The organism is Kitasatospora sp. NPDC018058 (assembly GCF_044327205.1).
GTDB lineage: Bacteria > Actinomycetota > Actinomycetes > Streptomycetales > Streptomycetaceae > Kitasatospora.
Genome location: NZ_JBIRFA010000011.1, coordinates 211,645 through 231,002, shown reverse-complemented (window position 1 = coordinate 231,002; position 19,358 = coordinate 211,645). Strand labels below are relative to the sequence as shown.

Sequence of the window (19,358 nt, the reverse complement as noted above, 5' to 3'; positions counted from 1 at the left end):
CCGGTGCGGAACGGATCCTGCGATCCGTTAGAGTCCGCGTGAGAAGAAGCTGAGGATCAGCTCGTCCGAAGAACTAACGGGGGTACTTCCATGCGCGCTGTGCGCCTCGCCTCGACCGTCGCCACCGCCGCCGTCCTGCTGGCCGCCCTCACCGCGTGCGGCAGCAAGGGCGGCACCGACGCCAAGGGCACCGACGCCAAGGACCCGGGCTCGCTCGCGGCCGCGCTGACCGGCGACCCGAAGGCCGCGCTGGCCGCCGCCGCCCTGGTGATGCAGAAGGCGGGCAGCGGCAAGGTGGCCATGACCTCCGCGGACAGCTCCGACCCCGGTGGCGGCGGCACCGCCGACTGGAAGGACCCGGGCAAGGTGGCCGTGGACCTGGCCATCGACATGGAGGGCAAGAAGCTCAAGGTCCGGGTGGTCGGGACGGACGCCTACGTCGGCGGTGCCGACACCCAGGCCCTGGGCGGCAAGCACTGGGTCAAGGCGCCCGCCTCGGAGGAGATGGGCGGCGCCTTCCTGGTGACGGGCCAGATGATGAACCCGGTCGCCCAGCTCACCGTCGCCGCCCAGAGCGGCAAGCTGAGCAAGGTCGGCCAGGAGACCGTGGACGGCGTCCAGACCACCCACCTGCGGGCGGTCGAGGACACCTCGGTCCTGGTGGCCGGGATGACCACGCTCTCGGCGGAGCAGCGCCAGTCCGCCCAGAAGAAGCTGGAGGAGGACGGCAAGACCCTCACCATCGACTTCTGGCTGAACGACAAGCAGGAGCTCGTCAAGTACCAGGAGTACGGCGACACGAACGGCGAGTCGAAGGCCGTCACCGTCAAGTACTCCGACCTGGGCAAGGGCGACAAGATCGAGGCGCCCGCCGCCGGCGACCTCGGCTCCGAGGCCGACCTGCTCAAGCTGTTCGGCTGAGCCGGTCCCGCACCCACTCGATCCGCACCAACCAACCGGCTACCGCTCCGGGCGCACCGCGCGCCCGGGGGTTCTCAAGGGGGGAACCATCATGGCTGGAACCCGTAAGACCGCCGCCGCCGTCGTCCTCGCCGCCCTGGCGTTGACCGCGACCGCCTGCAACAACAACGACGACAGCAAGGACGCCGCCCCGGCGGCCCCGACCGCGCCGAGCTCGGCCGCCGCCGCGAACACCCCGTCCGCCGCCGCCACTCCGACCAAGGTGAGCCCGGCGGTCTACCTGGAGCAGGTCACCCAGAAGACCAGCGCCGCCAAGTCGGCCAAGGTCACCGAGTCGATCACGATGGGCCAGATCGACATGAAGGGCGCCGGCGCGGTCTCCTGGGCCGACGGCCTCCAGGGCGAGATCACGATGGACATGTCCGGCTCGCCGCTGGGCAAGGTCATCGCGAACATCACCGGCAGCGAGTCCGCGCCGTACCGGTTCACCAAGGACGGCATGTTCCTGAAGATCGGTGGCAAGGCCGTCGACGCCCTCGGCGGCAAGCACTGGATGCACTACAGCCAGGCCGACCAGGCCAAGGTGAGCGGCGGCGCGTCCGACCAGCTCAAGAGCGCGGACCCGGTCGAGGGCGTGCGCACGCTGATCGCCACCGGCAAGGTGACCGAGGTCGGCCAGGAGACCGTGGCCGGCAAGGCCACCACCCACTACACCGGCGTGCTCAACTCCAACGACATCGCCGCCGCGGCCGGCAAGGGCATGACCCAGGACCAGCTCGACCAGCTCAAGGAGAAGCTGGCCACCGCCGGCATCACCAGTGAGACGATCGACGTCTGGGTCGACTCCGACCAGCTCGTCGTCCAGCGCACCGAGGCGGGCGACACCAAGGCCGGCGCGTTCAAGGCCACCGTCGACTACACGGACTACGGCGTGGCGGTCACCACCACCGCGCCGGACCCGTCCGACACCGTGGAGTCCTCCGAGCTGCAGAAGCTCGCGGGCGGCACCAGCTGACCGAGGCCGGGAGAGGGGGACCGGACGGACCGGGGGGAGTCCGTCCGGGGCGACCGGCTGACCGACCCCGGGCGCATCGGCGCCCGGGGTCTTCCCGAGAGGGATCACGAGCCTGCAGGCCGATGCCGGGGCCGGCCGGATCACCGGCACCATCCTCTCCGCGGACCACGGCTCCCCGGTGACCGCGACGGACCGGTCCGACACGGTGGAGACGGCCGCACTCCTGAAGCCCGTGCAGGGGGCCGCCACCGGCTGACCCCGGTCCGGATGGCAAGGTGGCCCGGTGAGAGAGGAACGGACGATGGCGGGACGGCAGCGGCTGGCGGCGCTGGCCGCCGTCGCCGTGCTCGCGAGCGGGCTGACCGGGTGCGGCGGGGGCGACGACGCCTCCGGCACGCCGTCCGGCAGCCCGACGTCCCCCAGTGCCCCGCCGACCAGTGCGACCCCGACCGGGCCGGCCAAGCCGACCGACCGGTCGCCGCACGGAGTGCTGCTCTCCGCCGAGCTGGCGATGCAGACCGCCCGGCGGGCCAAGGTCAGTTACCGGCTGGGCGGCGACGCCGGGTCCGGCCCGCTGTTCTGGGCGCCCAAGACGGCGCTGCAGATCAAGCGCTCCACCCCGGCCGATGCGGAACAGCTGATCGTCGTGGACACCACCGCCTACCAGGGCGGCGACGCCGCGACCGCGGCTCGCAACGGCGGCAAGCACTGGGAGCGCTTCTCCGTCCCGCCCGGCCCGGACGGCCACAAGGAGGTCCCGTACGCGGGGCTGATCGACCTGCTGAACCCGGTCGAGGCGCTGGCCGCGGCCACCGCCGACGGGGTGGACCCGACCTTCGTCGGCGAGGAGAAGTTCGAGGACTCGACCGTCGAGCACTACCGGGTGACCACCACCGCCGAGAAGTACGCGGCCGCCCAGACCCAGCTGAGCCAGGCCCGCCGGGACGGCCTGCGGGCCGCCCTGGCGCCCGGCGGCTCGCTCTCGCTCAGCGTGGACCTCTGGCTCAACGACAAGGACCAGCTGGTCCGCCTCCAGCGCACCGGCAACGGGGACAGCGGCCGGGCGGACGACTCGGTGCTCTACTCCGACTTCGCCGGGCCGCTGCTCTCGGCCCAGGCCCCGGCGGAGACGGACACCGTGGACACCGGGGGCCGGACGGTCTCCCCGCTGGCCCGCTGAGCCGGCCCGCCCGCTCGTCCGGCCGAGGGCGATTTGCGTCGGGCGAACGAGTCCGGTTAGTGTTGCCGAAGCCAAAGACCGCTGGTTGTCGCCGCGCGCTCGTCAGGGAGCCGGTGACCGAAGGATCTGCGCTTAGCGCAGGCAGCCCGCGCAGGTGTGTCTGGAGCTTCGACTTCCGGGTCCCGCGTTCGCGCGACCGCCCGTTGAGGTCGTTTCGAGCCCCGTGCGCCTGCGCACCGGGGCTCATTGCATTTCCGCAAGAGCTTTCCTTCCGTCCGGTCGGTTCGAGGTGTGAATGGTCGACTTTCGCGGTCGGCCGGACTTCGACATCACGGAAGGAGGCGTAAGCCTATGGCCAGGCCCGACAAGGCTGCTGCCGTCGCCGAGATCACGGACAAGTTCCGTGGTTCCTCCGCGGCGCTGCTGACCGAGTACCGCGGTCTCTCGGTGAAGCAGGTCAAGACCCTGCGTCGCTCGCTCGGCGACAACGCCGAGTACGCCGTGGTGAAGAACACGCTGACCAAGATCGCGGCCAATGAGGCCGGGATCTCCGAGCTCGACGACCTGTTCAACGGTCCGACGGCTGTCGCCTTCGTCACCGGTGACCCGGTGGAGTCGGCGAAGGCTCTGCGTGACTTCGCCAAGGAGAACCCCGCTCTCATCATCAAGGGCGGTGTCCTTGACGGTAAGGCGCTGTCCGCCGATGAGATCAAGAAGCTCGCGGACCTCGAGTCCCGCGAGGTGCTGCTCGCCAAGCTGGCGGGTGCCCTGAAGGCCAAGCAGTCCCAGGCTGCCGCGCTCTTCCAGGCCCTGCCGTCGAAGCTCGTCCGCACCGTGGACGCGCTGCGCGACAAGGTCGAGCAGGGCGGTGCCGGTACGCCGGCTCCCGCCGCCGAGGACGAGGCCGCCGAGTAATTCGGCAGGCTCACGCCTCGCTGCGGGCCCGTACGCCCGCCAACCCGTACATCCGGCACCACCTGCCGATTTAGTGGAAGGACGCCAATCATGGCGAAGCTGACCCAGGACGAGCTGCTCGCGCAGTTCGAGGAGCTCACCCTCATCGAGCTCGCTGCCTTCGTGAAGGCCTTCGAGGAGAAGTTCGACGTCACCGCTGCCGCCCCGGTTGCCATGGCCGCCGTTGCCGGCGCCCCCGGTGCCGTTGAGGCCGTCGAGGAGCAGGACGAGTTCGACGTCATCCTCGAGGCCGCTGGCGACAAGAAGATCCAGGTCATCAAGGAGGTGCGCACCCTGACCTCCCTCGGCCTGAAGGAGGCCAAGGACCTCGTTGACACCGCTGGTGCCAAGGTCCTGGAGAAGGTTGCCAAGGACGTTGCCGAGAAGGCCAAGGCCGCCCTCGAGGGTGCCGGCGCCAAGGTCACCGTCAAGTGACTTCTCGCCCCCTCTGAGGGGGCCTGAGGCCGGGCCGACCACCCTGTGCGGGTGGTCGGCCCGGCCTTTTCGCGTATCCGGAGGCCGCCTTGAACCACCGGTGTGGCCGAACGCCTACTCGGCACTGTCGGCGCCGAGGAGTATGGTGATCACCGTCATCGACGGTGGCCCCCACCACGGCTTCTGTAACGCCGGAGGGGTTCGGACCGATGAACGGGTCGAGGTCCGCCCCGCCGGCGGGCCCTTGACGAACCCGGCGCGGCGCGCGATTCTCAAGGCGCGAGCACCGCCCGGTTGGTTTGCGGCTGGATGCATAACCAGCGGCTCCGGCGGGAAGTGACTCCACGTGAGTTAGAGCAGTACCCGGTGGGCGCCCGCGTCCGCCGGCTACCGGGAGGAGTCTCCGATTCGGTTTCCGAATCAGAGCTGGACAGCAGTGTGGCCTTTGGCTACACTGTCCCTTTGCGCTGCCTGTTAGCTTCTCCGTGACTCGTCGCCCGGAGTTTGCGTTGCCCTGAAGGGGTCTGGCACCGCCTCCGCAACGCGGCTCTGACCTGGGGTTTCGACTCCGGTGGAGGCCAGTGGCGAGGGAGGCGGCACCTAGGCTCAAGCAGGCCCGGCTGGTACGCGCGTAGTGAGCTCCGAGCCCTCGGAAGGACCCCCCTCTTGGCCGCGCCGCGCAACGCCTCGAACAATTCCGCCGCATCCACCGCCCCGCTCCGCGTCTCCTTCGCGAAGATCAAGGAGCCCCTCGAGGTCCCGAACCTCCTGGCCCTGCAGACCGAGAGCTTTGACTGGCTGCTCGGCAACGCGGCCTGGAAGACCCGGGTCGAGGAGGCGCTGGAGTCTGGTCAGGACGTCCCCACCAAGTCCGGTCTGGAGGAGATCTTCGAGGAGATCTCCCCGATCGAGGACTTCAGCGGGTCGATGTCCCTGACCTTCCGCGACCACCGTTTCGAGCCGCCGAAGAACTCCATTGACGAGTGCAAGGACCGCGACTTCACGTACGCGGCTCCGCTCTTCGTCACGGCCGAGTTCACCAACAACGAGACCGGTGAGATCAAGTCTCAGACGGTCTTCATGGGCGATTTCCCGCTCATGACCCACAAGGGCACGTTCGTGATCAACGGCACCGAGCGTGTCGTCGTGTCGCAGCTGGTCCGCTCCCCGGGTGTGTACTTCGACTCCACCCTGGACAAGGTGTCCGACAAGGACATCTACTCCTGCAAGGTCATCCCCTCGCGTGGTGCCTGGCTGGAGATGGAGATCGACAAGCGCGACATGGTCGGCGTCCGCATCGACCGCAAGCGCAAGCAGTCCGTCACCGTGCTGCTCAAGGCTCTCGGCTGGACCAACGAGATGATTCTCGAGGAGTTCGGCGAGTACGAGTCGATGCGCAACACCCTGGAGAAGGACCACACCCAGGGCCAGGACGACGCGCTGCTGGACATCTACCGCAAGCTGCGTCCGGGCGAGCCGCCGACGCGCGAGGCCGCGCAGACGCTGCTGGAGAACCTGTACTTCAACCCGAAGCGCTACGACCTGGCCAAGGTCGGTCGCTACAAGCTCAACCGCAAGCTGGGCAACGCCGAGTCGCTGGACTCCGGCGTGCTCACCGAGCCCGACATCATCGGTGCGATCAAGTACCTGGTGAAGCTGCACGCCGGTGAGACCGAGTGGCGTGACGAGACCGGCCGCGACATCGTGGTCGAGGTCGACGACATCGACCACTTCGGCAACCGCCGCCTGCGCAACGTCGGCGAGCTCATCCAGAACCAGGTCCGTACGGGTCTCGCCCGTATGGAGCGCGTCGTGCGCGAGCGCATGACCACCCAGGACGTCGAGGCGATCACGCCGCAGACCCTGATCAACATCCGGCCGGTCGTCGCCTCCATCAAGGAGTTCTTCGGCACCAGCCAGCTGTCGCAGTTCATGGACCAGACGAACCCGCTGTCGGGCCTGACCCACAAGCGTCGTCTGTCCGCCCTCGGTCCCGGTGGTCTCTCCCGTGAGCGCGCCGGCTTCGAGGTCCGTGACGTGCACCCCTCGCACTACGGCCGCATGTGTCCGATCGAGACCCCGGAAGGCCCGAACATCGGTCTGATCGGGTCGCTGGCCTCGTACGGCCGGGTCAACGCCTTCGGCTTCATCGAGACCCCGTACCGCAAGGTCGTCGACGGTGTGGTCACCGAGCAGGTGGACTACCTCACCGCCGACGAGGAGGACCGCTACGTCATCGCCCAGGCGAACGCGCCGCTGACCGCGGACCTGCACTTCGCCGAGCCGCGTGTCCTGGTCCGCCGCCGTGGTGGCGAGATCGACTACATCCCCGGCACCGAGATCGACTACATGGACGTCTCGCCGCGCCAGATGGTGTCGGTCGCGACCGCCATGATCCCGTTCCTCGAGCACGACGACGCCAACCGCGCGCTCATGGGCTCGAACATGATGCGCCAGGCGGTGCCGCTGCTGAAGAGCGAGGCTCCGCTGGTCGGCACCGGCATGGAGTACCGCTGCGCCGTCGACGCCGCGGACGTCATCACCGCCGAGAAGGCCGGTGTCGTCCAGGAGGTCTCGGCCGACTACGTCACCGTGGCCAACGACGACGGCACGTACACCACGTACCGCGCCGCCAAGTTCACCCGCTCCAACCAGGGCACCGCCTTCAACCAGAAGGTGCTCGTGGACGAGGGTGCCCGGGTCGAGTCCGGCCAGGTGCTGGCCGACGGCCCCTGCACCGACGCGGGCGAGATGGCCCTCGGCAAGAACCTGCTCGTGGCGTTCATGTCGTGGGAGGGTCACAACTACGAGGACGCGATCATCCTGTCGCAGCGCCTCGTGCAGGACGACGTCCTCTCCTCGATCCACATCGAGGAGCACGAGGTCGACGCCCGTGACACCAAGCTCGGCCCCGAGGAGATCACCCGGGACATCCCGAACGTCTCCGAGGAGGTCCTCGCGGACCTCGACGAGCGCGGCATCATCCGGATCGGCGCCGACGTCGTCACCGGCGACATCCTCGTCGGCAAGGTCACCCCGAAGGGTGAGACCGAGCTGACCCCCGAGGAGCGCCTGCTCCGCGCGATCTTCGGTGAGAAGGCCCGTGAGGTCCGCGACACCTCGCTGAAGGTCCCGCACGGTGAGTCCGGCAAGGTCATCGGCGTCCGCGTCTTCGACCGCGAGGAGGGCGACGAGCTTCCCCCGGGCGTGAACCAGCTGGTCCGCGTCTACGTAGCCCAGAAGCGCAAGATCACCAACGGTGACAAGCTCGCCGGCCGCCACGGCAACAAGGGTGTCATCTCCAAGATCCTCCCGGTCGAGGACATGCCCTTCCTGGAGGACGGCACCCCGGTCGACATCATCCTCAACCCGCTGGGTGTCCCGTCCCGAATGAACCCGGGACAGGTCCTGGAGATCCACCTCGGGTGGCTCGCCAAGCAGGGCTGGGACGTCTCCGGTCTCGCCGACGAGTGGGCCCAGCGCCTGCAGTCGATCGGCGCCGACCAGGTCGCCGGTGGCACCAACCTCGCCACCCCGGTCTTCGACGGTGCCCGCGAGGACGAGATCACCGGCCTGCTGGACAACACCACCCTCACCCGTGACGGTGAGCGCCTGGTGAACTCCACCGGCAAGGCCCGACTGTTCGACGGCCGCTCCGGCGAGCCGTTCCCGATGCCGGTCTCGGTCGGCTACATGTACATCCTCAAGCTGCACCACCTGGTCGACGACAAGCTGCACGCCCGTTCGACCGGTCCGTACTCGATGATCACCCAGCAGCCGCTCGGTGGTAAGGCTCAGTTCGGTGGTCAGCGCTTCGGTGAGATGGAGGTGTGGGCCCTGGAGGCGTACGGCGCTGCGTACGCGCTGCAGGAGCTGCTCACCATCAAGTCCGACGACGTCCTCGGCCGAGTCAAGGTCTACGAGGCCATCGTCAAGGGCGAGAACATCCCCGAGCCCGGCATTCCCGAGTCCTTCAAGGTTCTCATCAAGGAAATGCAGTCGCTCTGCCTCAACGTGGAGGTGCTGTCCTCGGACGGCCAGTCCATCGAGATGCGGGACTCCGACGAGGACGTGTTCCGCGCCGCCGAGGAGCTCGGCATCGACCTGTCCCGGCGCGAGCCGAGCAGCGTCGAAGAGGTCTGACGGAGGTCGGGCCGGCTGCCCCGAGCAGCCGGCCCACCCCCAGGCCCCCCTCAGACCACAGATAAGACTCTCGAATTACGAAAGAGGGCTTGACGACCAGTGCTTGACGTCAACTTCTTCGACGAGCTCCGCATCGGCCTGGCCACCGCCGACGACATCCGCCAGTGGTCGCACGGCGAGGTCAAGAAGCCGGAGACCATCAACTACCGCACCCTGAAGCCCGAAAAGGACGGCCTCTTCTGCGAGAAGATCTTCGGCCCCACCCGGGACTGGGAGTGCTACTGCGGTAAGTACAAGCGCGTCCGCTTCAAGGGCATCATCTGTGAGCGCTGCGGCGTCGAGGTGACCCGCGCCAAGGTGCGCCGTGAGCGGATGGGCCACATCGAGCTGGCCGCCCCGGTCACCCACATCTGGTACTTCAAGGGTGTGCCGTCCCGCCTCGGCTACCTGCTCGACCTGGCGCCGAAGGACCTCGAGAAGGTCATCTACTTCGCCGCCTACATGATCACCTGGGTCGACGACGAGCGCCGCCAGCGCGACCTGCCGTCCCTGGAGGCGCACGTCTCCGTCGAGCGTCAGCAGATCGAGAACCGTCGCGACTCCGACCTCGAAGCCCGCGCCAAGAAGGCCGAGACCGACCTGGCCGAGCTGGAGGCCGAGGGCGCCAAGGCCGACGTGCGCCGCAAGGTGCGCGAGAGCGCCGAGCGCGAGATGAAGCAGCTGCGCGACCGCGCGCAGCGCGAGCTCGACCGCCTCGACGAGGTGTGGGCCCGCTTCAAGAACCTCAAGGTCCAGGACCTGGAGGGCGACGAGCTGCTCTACCGCGAGCTGCGCGACCGCTTCGGCACCTACTTTTCCGGCTCGATGGGCGCGGCGGCCCTCAAGGACCGCCTGGAGACCTTCGACCTGGCCGAAGAGGCCGAGCGCCTGCGTGAGATCATCCGCACCGGCAAGGGCCAGAAGAAGACCCGTGCGCTGAAGCGCCTCAAGGTCGTCTCCGCGTTCCTGCAGACCAGCAACAAGCCGAACGGCATGGTGCTGGACTGCGTCCCGGTCATCCCGCCGGACCTGCGTCCGATGGTGCAGCTGGACGGTGGCCGCTTCGCGACCTCCGACCTGAACGACCTGTACCGCCGCGTCATCAACCGCAACAACCGCCTGAAGCGCCTTCTCGACCTCGGTGCCCCCGAGATCATCGTGAACAACGAGAAGCGCATGCTCCAGGAGGCCGTCGACGCGCTGTTCGACAACGGCCGCCGCGGCCGTCCGGTCACCGGCCCGGGCAACCGCCCGCTGAAGTCCCTCAGCGACATGCTGAAGGGCAAGCAGGGTCGTTTCCGCCAGAACCTGCTCGGCAAGCGAGTCGACTACTCGGCCCGTTCGGTCATCGTCGTCGGCCCGCAGCTCAAGCTGCACCAGTGCGGTCTGCCGAAGGCCATGGCGCTGGAGCTCTTCAAGCCGTTCGTGATGAAGCGCCTGGTCGACCTGAACCACGCGCAGAACATCAAGTCGGCGAAGCGCATGGTCGAGCGTGCCCGCCCGGTCGTGTGGGACGTGCTCGAAGAGGTCATCGCCGAGCACCCGGTCCTGCTGAACCGTGCGCCCACCCTGCACCGCCTCGGCATCCAGGCCTTCGAGCCGCAGCTGGTCGAGGGCAAGGCCATCCAGATCCACCCGCTCGTCTGCACCGCGTTCAACGCGGACTTCGACGGTGACCAGATGGCCGTCCACCTGCCGCTCTCCGCGGAGGCGCAGGCCGAGGCCCGCATCCTGATGCTGTCCTCGAACAACATCCTGAAGCCGGCCGACGGTCGCCCCGTCACCATGCCGACCCAGGACATGGTGCTCGGTCTGTTCTTCCTGACCTCGGACCGCGACAACGTGAAGGGCGCCGGCCGCTCCTTCTCGTCGACCGCCGAGGCAATCATGGCCTTCGACGCCCGCGACCTGGACGTCCAGGCCCCGATCGAGCTGCGCCTCGGCGCCGGCACCGTCCCGCCGCGCGGCTGGACCGCCCCGGTGGACGAGGACGGCCAGTCGACCTGGTTCGACGGCGAGCCCTTCCGCCTGACCACCACCCTGGGCCGCGCGCTCTTCAACGAGCTGCTGCCCGAGGACTACCCGTTCGTCGACTACGAGGTGGGCAAGAAGCAGCTCTCCGCGATCGTCAACGATCTGGCGGAGCGCTACCCGAAGGTCGTCGTCGCGGCGACCCTGGACAACCTGAAGGCGGCCGGCTTCCACTGGTCGACCCGTTCGGGTGTCACCGTCTCGATCTCGGACGTCATCGTCCCGCCGAGCAAGCCCCAGATCCTGGAGGGCTTCGAGGCGAAGGCGGAGAAGGTCCAGAAGCAGTACGAGCGCGGTCTGATCACCAACGACGAGCGCAAGCAGGAGCTCGTCGGCATCTGGACCCAGGCGACCAACGAGGTCGCGGACGCCATGGCCGCGAATTTCCCGAAGACGAACCCCATCTTCATGATGGTCGACTCGGGTGCTCGTGGAAACATGATGCAGATGCGTCAGATCGCCGGTATGCGTGGTCTGGTGTCGAACGCCAAGAACGAGACCATCCCGCGGCCCATCAAGGCGTCGTTCCGTGAGGGTCTCACCGTGCTGGAGTACTTCATCTCCACCCACGGTGCCCGTAAGGGTCTGGCCGACACCGCCCTCCGTACCGCCGACTCCGGCTACCTCACCCGTCGTCTGGTCGACGTCTCCCAGGACGTCATCATTCGCGAGGAGGACTGCGGCACCGAGCGCGGCCTGAAGCTGTCGATCGGTTCCGTGGGCGCCGACGGCGTGCTGCGCAAGGCCGAGGACGTCGAGACCAGCGTGTACGCCCGCATGCTCGCCGAGGACATCACCGTCGACGGCAAGCTGCTGGCCACCGCCAACACCGACCTCGGTGACGTGCTGATCGACGAGCTGATCCGCCACGGCGTGTCCGAGGTCAAGGTCCGCTCGATCCTGACCTGTGAGTCGGCCGTCGGCACCTGTGCCTTCTGCTACGGCCGTTCGCTGGCCACCGGCAAGCTGGTCGACATCGGTGAGGCGGTCGGCATCATCGCCGCCCAGTCCATCGGTGAGCCCGGTACCCAGCTGACCATGCGTACCTTCCACACCGGTGGTGTGGCCGGTGACGACATCACCCAGGGTCTGCCGCGTGTCGTCGAGCTCTTCGAGGCCCGTACCCCCAAGGGTGTGGCCCCGATCTCGGAGGCCACCGGCCGGGCGCGGATCGAGGACACCGAGAAGACCCGCAAGATCGTCATCACGCCGGACGACGGCACCGACGAGATCGCGTACCCGGTGTCCAAGCGCGTGAAGCTGCTGGTCAGCGAGGGCGAGGCGGTCGAGGTCGGCCAGAAGCTGACCATGGGTGCCACCAACCCGCACGACGTCCTGCGCATCATGGGCCAGCGTGCCGTCCAGATCCACCTGGTCGCCGAGGTCCAGAAGGTCTACAACTCGCAGGGTGTGTCGATCCACGACAAGCACATCGAGATCATCATCCGGCAGATGCTCCGCCGCGTGACGATCATCGAGTCGGGCGACGCCGAGCTGCTGCCGGGCGAGCTGGTCGAGCGCGGCCGCTTCGAGCAGGAGAACCGTCGTGTGGTCTCCGAGGGCGGTCACCCCGCCTCCGGCCGTCCGCAGCTGATGGGTATCACCAAGGCCTCGCTGGCCACCGAGTCCTGGCTGTCGGCCGCCTCCTTCCAGGAGACGACCCGGGTCCTCACCGACGCGGCGATCCACGCCAAGTCGGACCCGCTGCTGGGCCTCAAGGAGAATGTCATCCTCGGTAAGCTCATCCCGGCCGGTACGGGTCTGCCCCGCTACCGCAACATCCGGGTCGAGCCGACCGAGGAAGCCAAGGCCGCGATGTACTCGGCCGTCGGCTACGACGACTACGACCTGTCGCCCTTCGGCGCCGGCTCCGGCCAGGCGGTTCCGCTGGACGACTACGACTACGGCCCGTACACCGGCTGAGTCACCTCATCGGCCGGCGACGGCCGCTGATCGCCAGGGCGGTCACCCCTCACGGGGTGGCCGCCCTGCGGCGTTTCCGGCTGCCGGGCCTGCCTTTCGCCTCGACAGGGGTGCGCGGGTGGTTGAGCGCGGGCAGACAAGCTACTCGCGAACCGGCCGGGCCGTCGGGGAATCCCCGAATTCCCCTCGGTTCCGCATCCCGACGACGCTGCGGCCGAAAGCCCTGCCGGGTGAAGCCCCTCGGCCTCCCCCTCGTGGGGGAGTCGCGGGAACCGCTCCGGCGAGGGAGGTGGCGGAGGGGGTCGCTGCGGGAGGCTTCTCGGTGTCGGGATGACGGGGCTTGCGAAGGGGGCCGGAGATGAAGCGGGTGCTGGGCGCGATGGCGATCACGGCGGGGGTGCTGGTCGGGATGTCGGGCTGTCTGCCGATCGGGGACGACCAGGAGCACCGGACGGTCGGCTACGGGGTGGCCGAGCAGGTCAAGGAGCTGGTGGTCGAGGGGCGGAACGGCGGCGTGGTGGTCACCGGCGGCGGTGACGCGGTGCACGTGGTCGAGAACCAGAACTACAAGGGGGAAGCGCCGAAGAGCACCCACGAGGTGAAGGACGGCGTGCTCCGGCTGACGTACGACTGCGACTCCTGCGGGGTCGGGTACACCGTGCAGGTGCCGGCCGGGACCAAGGTGCGGGTCAAGGAGGGCAACGGCGGCATCAAGTTGTCCGGGCTGGCCGCCGAGGCGGAGGCCGACGTGCAGAACGGCGGGATCGAGGCCAGCGGGCTGACCTCCCCGCAGGTGCGGCTGACCGCGGTGAACGGGGGCGTGCGCGCCGACTTCGCGAGCGCGCCGTCGAAGGTGGAGGCGACGACCTCGAACGGCGGGGTGAAGCTGAAGGTGCCGTCCGGGGAGACGTACACCGTGAACGCGCAGGCCACGACGGGTGGGACGGACGTGAGCATCCGCTCCCAGCCGGGCGCGGCGCACAGCATCACCGCGCGGGCGGAGACCGGCGGTGTGACGGTCAGCGGTGTCTGACCGGGCGGTGCCTGAGGTTCTGCCGGTAGGGCATGATCTTCTCCGCGGGGGCGGGGCCCCCGGGTACGGGGGAGGTGCGACGGTGGAGCGCGTGGCGCGTTGGCGGACATGGACGACCGGGCTGAGCCCGTATGTGCTGGACACCTTCCTGGCGGTCTGCTCGGCGGCGGTGTCGGTCTGGTCGGTCTACAACGACGACACGGACTGGCCCTGGTGGGTCTACCTGCTGGCGGTGTCCACCGCGCTGTACCTGCCCTGGCGGCGCCGGGTCTCGCTGCTCCTGCTGATCGTGGGCAGCGCGCCCTCGCTGGCGCTGTCGGTCACCGCGCACTCGGCGAACCCGCAGGTGCCGCTGTACGCCGTGATCGGGATGTACACCGTGGCGGAGCGGTTCTCCAACCGGCAGCGCTGGTCGGTGCTGGCGGTGGTGGTGGTCGCCAACGTGATCGGCACCCACTCGCCGAACGGCGCGCTGTTCAGCGTGCTCACCTCGGGCGGTTCCTTCGTCTTCGGCGCCTTGGTGCGCACCCAGCGGGAGTTGGCCCGGATCCAGGCGGAGCGGGCGCGGGAGGCCGGTGAGCGGGCGGCCAGCGAGTCGGCGCGGGCGGTCGCGGAGGAGCGGGCCCGGATCGCCAGGGAGATGCACGACATCCTGGCGCACGCCGTGTCGTTGATGATCATTCAGGCCGAGGCCGGGCCGCTGGTGGTGCACGGCAATCCGGACCGGGCGATCCGCGCCTTCGACACCATCGCCGACTCGGGTCGCGATGCGATGGTCCAACTGCGCCGGGTGCTCGGGGTGTTGAAGGATCCGGAGGCGGGGCGGGAACTGGCGCCGCAGCCCAGGCTGGCCGAACTCGCCGAGGTGGCGGAGCGGGTGCGCCGGGCCGGCCTGGAGGTGGAGTTCGAACTCGCCGACGGGCTGGACGCGGTGCCCGCCGACGTGGAGGCGGCGGCGTACCGGATCGTGCAGGAGGCGCTGACCAACACCGTCAAGCACTCCGGGGCCGACCGGGCCGCGATCCGGGTACGGCGCGCCGGTGACGTGCTGGAGGTCCTGGTCTCCGACAACGGGCGCGGCGTGCCGCTGGCGGTCGACCGTACGGTGGCCGGTTGGTCCGGCGGGCGCGGGCTGGTCGGCATCCGCGAGCGGGCGGCGGCCTGCGGCGGCCGGGCCGAGGCCGGTCCGGGGCCGGAGGGCAAGGGTTTCCTGGTGGGTGTCCGGCTGCCGCTGGGGCCGGCGGGCGTGGTGGAGAGGGTGGGCGGATGACGTCGATACGGGTGGTGGTCGCGGACGACCAGGAGCTGGTGCGGGCCGGGTTCGGGATGATCCTGGACGCGCAGCCGGACATCGAGGTGGTGGCCGAGGCGTGCGACGGCGCCGAGGCGGTCGAGGCGGTGCGCGAGCACCACCCGGACGTGCTGCTTCTGGACGTCCGGATGCCGGTGATGGACGGGCTGGAGGCGGCCCGCCGGGTGTGCGCCGAGTTCCCGTCCACCAAGGTGATCATGCTGACCACCTTCGACATCGACGACTACGTCTTCGACGCCCTGTACGCGGGTGCCAGCGGATTCCTGCTCAAGGACGTCCGCCGGGACGACCTGGCGCACGGGGTGCGGATGGTCGCCTCGGGGGAGGCGCTGCTCGCGCCCTCGGTGACCAAGCGGCTGATCGGCGAGTTCGCCGCACGCCGTCCGGGAGCGCCGGAGCGGGCGGTGCGGCCGCCGTCCAAGCTGTTGGAGCAGCTGACCCTGCGCGAGCAGGAGACGCTGCGGCTGATCGCGCGCGGGCTGTCCAACGCGGAGATCGCGGCCGAGCTGGTGGTCAGCGAGCACACCGTGAAGACGCACGTCAGCAATGTGCTGAGCAAGCTCGGGCTGCGCGACCGGGTGCACGCGGTGGTGTTCGCGTACGAGGCCGGAGCGGTGGTGGCGGGGGAGGCCTGACCGGCTCCCTACGGGCGGGGTCTGACCGGTCCCCTGACCGGTCCCCTGACCGGTCCCCTGACCGGTCCCCTGACCGGCTCCCTCCAGCGGGGGAGGCCGGGAGTTCGCCGGTGCGGGTGATCCGTGACGAGGGCCCCGGCCGGGAGGCTCTGGGGTGTCGGAACGGTCCACGGACACCACCACGGGAGAACCTCGCATGAACGCCCTCCGGAACAGCCGCCTCGCCTGCTACGCCGCCGTCGGCGCCCCCGCGCTGATGGCCCTCTACGGCGGTATCCGCCTGGTGCCCGGCTCCCGCGCCCCGGGCCTCGGCTGGACCGCCGGGCACACCGCGATGTTCGCGGGCCTGCTGCTGTTCGCCCCGGTGTTGTTCGCCCTGCGCCGACTGCTCGCCCCGCGCGGGACCACGGTCGGGCGGCTGGCCGCGAACACCGCGCTGGGTACGGCGCTCGTCGGCCTGGCGGCCTCGCTGGTGCAGATCGGGATCGACCTGTACGTCGGTCTGGCCTCGTCCACCAAGGACGAGCAGGCGCGGCTGTTCGAGCGCGTCCAGGACGTCCCCGGGGTGCTGCCCGTCGTCTACAAGGTCGGCCCGCTGCTGTTCTACGTCGGCCTGCTGGCCCTGCTGGTCGCCGCCTCGGTGGGCGTGGCCCGGACGCTGCGCTGGTGGAGCCCGGTCCTGATGCTGGTCGGCACCGTCGCCTCGGCCGCCGACCTGGCCTTCATCCCGCTCGCCGCCGCCTGCTACCTCGGCGCGCTCGCCCCGCTCACCCGCCCGGGCCTCGCGTCCCGCGCGGCGCTGGCCTGACGGGCCGATCAGCTCATCCGGAAGACCGGTCCGCGCGGGGTGAACGGCAGCCCCGCGCCGCGCGGGACGAGGAAGGCGTGCTCGCGGCGCACCCGCAGCACGTCGCACTCGCCGTCGGTGATGACCAGGAGGGGCGCCCCGGGCGGGAAGTCCTCGGCGCGCTCCAGCAGGTCGATGCCGGGCTGGAGGACGGTGCCGCCGCGCCCGTGCACCCGCAGCCGCCCGGCGATCTCCTCGACCGGGAGGTACCCGGCGTCGTGCGGGGCGGCGTCGCAGTGCACCACCCGGGCGGCCGGGACGTCCCGGGCGGCGGCGTACGAGGCGATCGCGCCGAGCGCCTTGCCGAGCAGCGTCCGGCTCATCGACGCGGAGGTGTCCAGGACGACCCCGAAGGTGCAGCGCGGCACCTCCTCCTCGGGGCGGTAGCGGCCGGCCCGGGGGATGTCCGGGGTGGCGGACTGCCGACGGGCCGGGCGGGAGTAGCTGCGCACCGGCTCCGGGCTCGGGACGAACTCGTCGAACCAGCGCGCCAGTCGGGCGTCCCAGGGCAGCGGCGGGTGGGCGAGCGCCCGGATCTCCTCGACCAACCCGGCCGGGAGCAGGCCGCGTTCGCGCTGGTGCAGCTCGAAGCCCTGCTGCAGGCCGCGCCGGTAGAAGTCGTCCAGGTCCACGTAGTCGCGCGGGCCGCGGTCCAGCGGTTCGCCGAGGACGTCCGGGCGGTTCTTCCCGGCCAGGGTGGCGAGACGGCGGATCCGGCGCTGGTCGCCGACGATCCGGTCGTACACCTCCTCGGCCGACAGGCCCTTCAACTGCGGGTCGTGCAGCAGTCCTTCGGGCATCTCGCCGACGCCCATCTCCAGCAGCCAGCCGTTGATGACGTAGTCGGCGGCGACGTTGAACAGGAACGGGTCCCGTCCACCGAGGCGCTCGCCGTGCCGCAGGGCGGCGTGCAGCATCTCGTGGCCGAGGATGAACCGCCACTCCTCGTCGGTGTGGTGGCGCAGCGGGTTGACGTAGATCTCGCCGGCCTCGGCGTTGACCGCGGCGACGGCGATGTCGTGCGCGCGGGCGAGCTCGGCGTCGGCGACGACGGTGAGGCCGGCCGCGAGGCCGCCCAGCAGTGGGTAGGACGAGACGAACCAGTTGAGCGCCCTGGTCCAGGGCCGTTCGGGCAGCCGCTCGCCGGTCTCCCGGTCGATCCGGCCGCCGGCCCGGTCCATCGCGGCGGACATGGTGCGGGTGAGCGCGGCGGCGAAGGCGGCGGCCCAGTCCTGCGGGTGCTTCCCGTAGCCCGTCCACTCGACCAGCAGCTGGTCGGCGGTGGCGCCCGCGGTGCCGTCCGCCCCGGCGGTGCCGGCCGGCGGCAGGCCGTCGCGGCGCCAGCGGTCGGCCAGCTCGTCCTCGTCGCCGCCGGGGTACTCCTGGGGGAGGGCGACCGGGGCGCGGCCGATCGGGAAGGTGGCGAGGAAGCGGTTGACCACCGCGCAGCGGGCGGCCGTCTCGTAAGCGTCGGGCTGGACGCGGGTGCCCCGGGCGGCCGGGACGTGGCCGAAGCCCAGGTGCAGCAGGCAGTGCGCCAGCACCCAGGCCCACTCCTCGGGCTCGGCGCGGCGGCGCGGGTTGACGTGGACGGTGGCGTCGGAGTCGACCACCGCCCAGCCGCCGACGGGCGCGTGCGGACAGTCGTCGCGGCGGCAGAAGTCGGCCTTGAGGGCGGCGAAGGCCGGGTTGCGGCGCAGCAGTCGGACGCCCTCGGCGAAGATCTCCGCCCCCGGGTCCGGCTTCTTCCGGTCGGCCGGGGCGCGCTTCACCGGCGGGCCTCGACCAGCCGGGGCATGTCCCGGGCGGCCTCGATCAGGAACCAGGCGGGCAGCACCGGGTTGCCGTCCGCGCCGTCGGCGATCACCGTCTGGGCGACCTCGACCGAGATCTCGGCCAGCTGCACCAGCAGCGACTTGGCCCGGAAGGCGGTCTGCCGCTGGGCCCCCGAGGCGTGCTCCTTGCTGGTGGGCAGTTCCTTGACCAGGCGGCCGCGGAAGGAGTCGGCGAGGTAGTAGAGCAGGTCGCGGTCCTCCAGCCGGTGTGGCCAGCGGGCGTCGCCCTTGAGGATCGCCTCCAGGCCGTACGAGTTGCGGACGATCTTCGCGTAGCCGCAGAAGGCGACCGCGTGCTGGGGGGTGAGCAGGCCGTGCGCGAGCACCTTGAGGGTCTCTTCCCCAGCCTGGCGGCTGGGAGGTGCCACCACGTCCAGGCTGGGACCGAAGGAGTGCAGCGTGTCGGAGAGCATGTGCCAGGCGCGCGGGGTGGAGAACGGCTCCTCGGTCTTGGGCGGGGCGGACCACAGGTGGTCGGGCCGGTCGGTGAGGTAGTCGACGACCCAGGGGTGGATGCCGGCGCCGTGGGCCCACCGCAGCCAGTCCTCGGAGCTGGCCCGCAGATGGACGTGGACCATGCGGTTGACCAGCGCGGACGCCATCGGGCGGGCCAGCGCGCCGTCGGTGGCACGGTTCCCGGCGCCGATCACGATCGAGCCGGGCGGCAGCTCGTACGAGCCGATCCGGCGGTCCAGGATCAGCGAGTAGAAGGCCTTCTGGACGTCCGGCGAGGCGGCGTTGAGCTCGTCCAGGAACAGGCAGTACGGCTCGTCGCGGGCGATCTGCTCGGGCGGGCAGAACCGGGAGCGGCCCTCCGGGGTGAGCTGGGGGACGCCGATCAGGTCCTCCGGGGCGAGCTGGGTGCCGACCAGGCTCACGCACTCCAGGCCGAGCGACTCGGCGAACGCCCTGACCAGGGAGGACTTGCCGATCCCGGGCGCTCCCCAGAGGAAGACCGGACGGACGGTGGCCAGCCCGAGCAGCAGCTCGGGGATCTGGGCGGGCGAGACGCTGACTGCTCCCTGCACGGGGCTCCTTCGCGGTACGGCGGGTGA

Annotated in this window: 13 protein-coding genes; 11 read left to right on the top strand and 2 right to left on the bottom strand. The window is 70.2% G+C overall.

Going from position 1 to position 19,358, the window contains the following annotated elements; genetic code table 11:
• Nucleotides 1-90 precede the first annotated feature (90 nt).
• The 11 genes from ACH4E7_RS18280 to ACH4E7_RS18230 all read left to right on the top strand — a co-directional run bounded on the left by ACH4E7_RS18280 (nt 91) and on the right by ACH4E7_RS18230 (nt 16,429).
• Entirely contained in the window at nt 91-921 is an 831-nt protein-coding gene (locus ACH4E7_RS18280) for a hypothetical protein (protein WP_396250044.1), read from the top strand.
• 91 nt (nt 922-1,012) lie between these two features.
• Nucleotides 1,013-1,936, top strand: coding sequence for a hypothetical protein (locus ACH4E7_RS18275; protein ID WP_396250043.1), 924 nt, complete (start codon nt 1,013-1,015; stop codon nt 1,934-1,936).
• A 301-nt stretch (nt 1,937-2,237) separates the two neighbouring features.
• Nucleotides 2,238-3,116 (top strand): hypothetical protein, encoded by an 879-nt coding sequence (locus tag ACH4E7_RS18270; protein ID WP_396250042.1) that lies wholly within the window; start codon nt 2,238-2,240, stop codon nt 3,114-3,116.
• A gap of 351 nt (nt 3,117-3,467) precedes the next feature.
• Nucleotides 3,468-4,031 (top strand): 50S ribosomal protein L10, encoded by a 564-nt coding sequence (gene rplJ, locus ACH4E7_RS18265; protein WP_030290437.1) that lies wholly within the window; start codon nt 3,468-3,470, stop codon nt 4,029-4,031.
• A 90-nt stretch (nt 4,032-4,121) separates the two neighbouring features.
• Nucleotides 4,122-4,505: a 50S ribosomal protein L7/L12 gene (gene rplL / locus ACH4E7_RS18260; protein ID WP_396250041.1), complete on the top strand. Its 384-nt coding sequence runs from the start codon at nt 4,122-4,124 to the stop codon at nt 4,503-4,505.
• Nucleotides 4,506-5,171: 666 nt separating this feature from the next.
• Nucleotides 5,172-8,648 (top strand): DNA-directed RNA polymerase subunit beta, encoded by a 3,477-nt coding sequence (gene rpoB, locus ACH4E7_RS18255; RefSeq protein ID WP_396250040.1) that lies wholly within the window; start codon nt 5,172-5,174, stop codon nt 8,646-8,648.
• A 99-nt stretch (nt 8,649-8,747) separates the two neighbouring features.
• Nucleotides 8,748-12,641 (top strand): DNA-directed RNA polymerase subunit beta', encoded by a 3,894-nt coding sequence (locus ACH4E7_RS18250; RefSeq protein WP_396250039.1) that lies wholly within the window; start codon nt 8,748-8,750, stop codon nt 12,639-12,641.
• Nucleotides 12,642-12,999: 358 nt separating this feature from the next.
• Nucleotides 13,000-13,674 carry a DUF4097 family beta strand repeat-containing protein gene (locus ACH4E7_RS18245; protein WP_396250038.1) on the top strand — a complete coding sequence of 225 codons (675 nt, stop codon included), beginning with the start codon at nt 13,000-13,002 and terminating at the stop codon, nt 13,672-13,674.
• 82 nt (nt 13,675-13,756) lie between these two features.
• The gene (locus ACH4E7_RS18240; RefSeq protein WP_396250037.1) at nt 13,757-14,944 is read left to right on the top strand and encodes a sensor histidine kinase; all 1,188 of its coding nucleotides are present in this window, start codon (nt 13,757-13,759) and stop codon (nt 14,942-14,944) included.
• Nucleotides 14,941-15,621, top strand: a complete 681-nt coding sequence (locus ACH4E7_RS18235) for a response regulator (RefSeq protein ID WP_396250036.1) — start codon at nt 14,941-14,943, stop codon at nt 15,619-15,621. The genes ACH4E7_RS18240 and ACH4E7_RS18235 overlap by 4 nt, the downstream gene beginning before the upstream one ends.
• Before the next feature lie 196 nt (nt 15,622-15,817).
• Nucleotides 15,818-16,429 carry a hypothetical protein gene (locus tag ACH4E7_RS18230; protein ID WP_396250035.1) on the top strand — a complete coding sequence of 204 codons (612 nt, stop codon included), beginning with the start codon at nt 15,818-15,820 and terminating at the stop codon, nt 16,427-16,429.
• Between the two features lie 8 nt (nt 16,430-16,437).
• On the opposite strand, the gene ACH4E7_RS18225 is transcribed toward ACH4E7_RS18230, so the two are convergent.
• Together ACH4E7_RS18225 and ACH4E7_RS18220 are read right to left on the bottom strand one after the other, a co-directional pair.
• A complete protein-coding gene (locus tag ACH4E7_RS18225) occupies nt 16,438-18,240 on the bottom strand; it encodes a hypothetical protein (RefSeq protein ID WP_396250034.1) in 1,803 nt (600 codons plus the stop codon).
• Nucleotides 18,237-19,331, bottom strand: a complete 1,095-nt coding sequence (locus tag ACH4E7_RS18220) for an ATP-binding protein (RefSeq protein WP_396250033.1) — start codon at nt 19,329-19,331, stop codon at nt 18,237-18,239. Before ACH4E7_RS18220 ends, ACH4E7_RS18225 begins: the two co-directional genes overlap by 4 nt.
• Nucleotides 19,332-19,358: the final 27 nt, after the last annotated feature.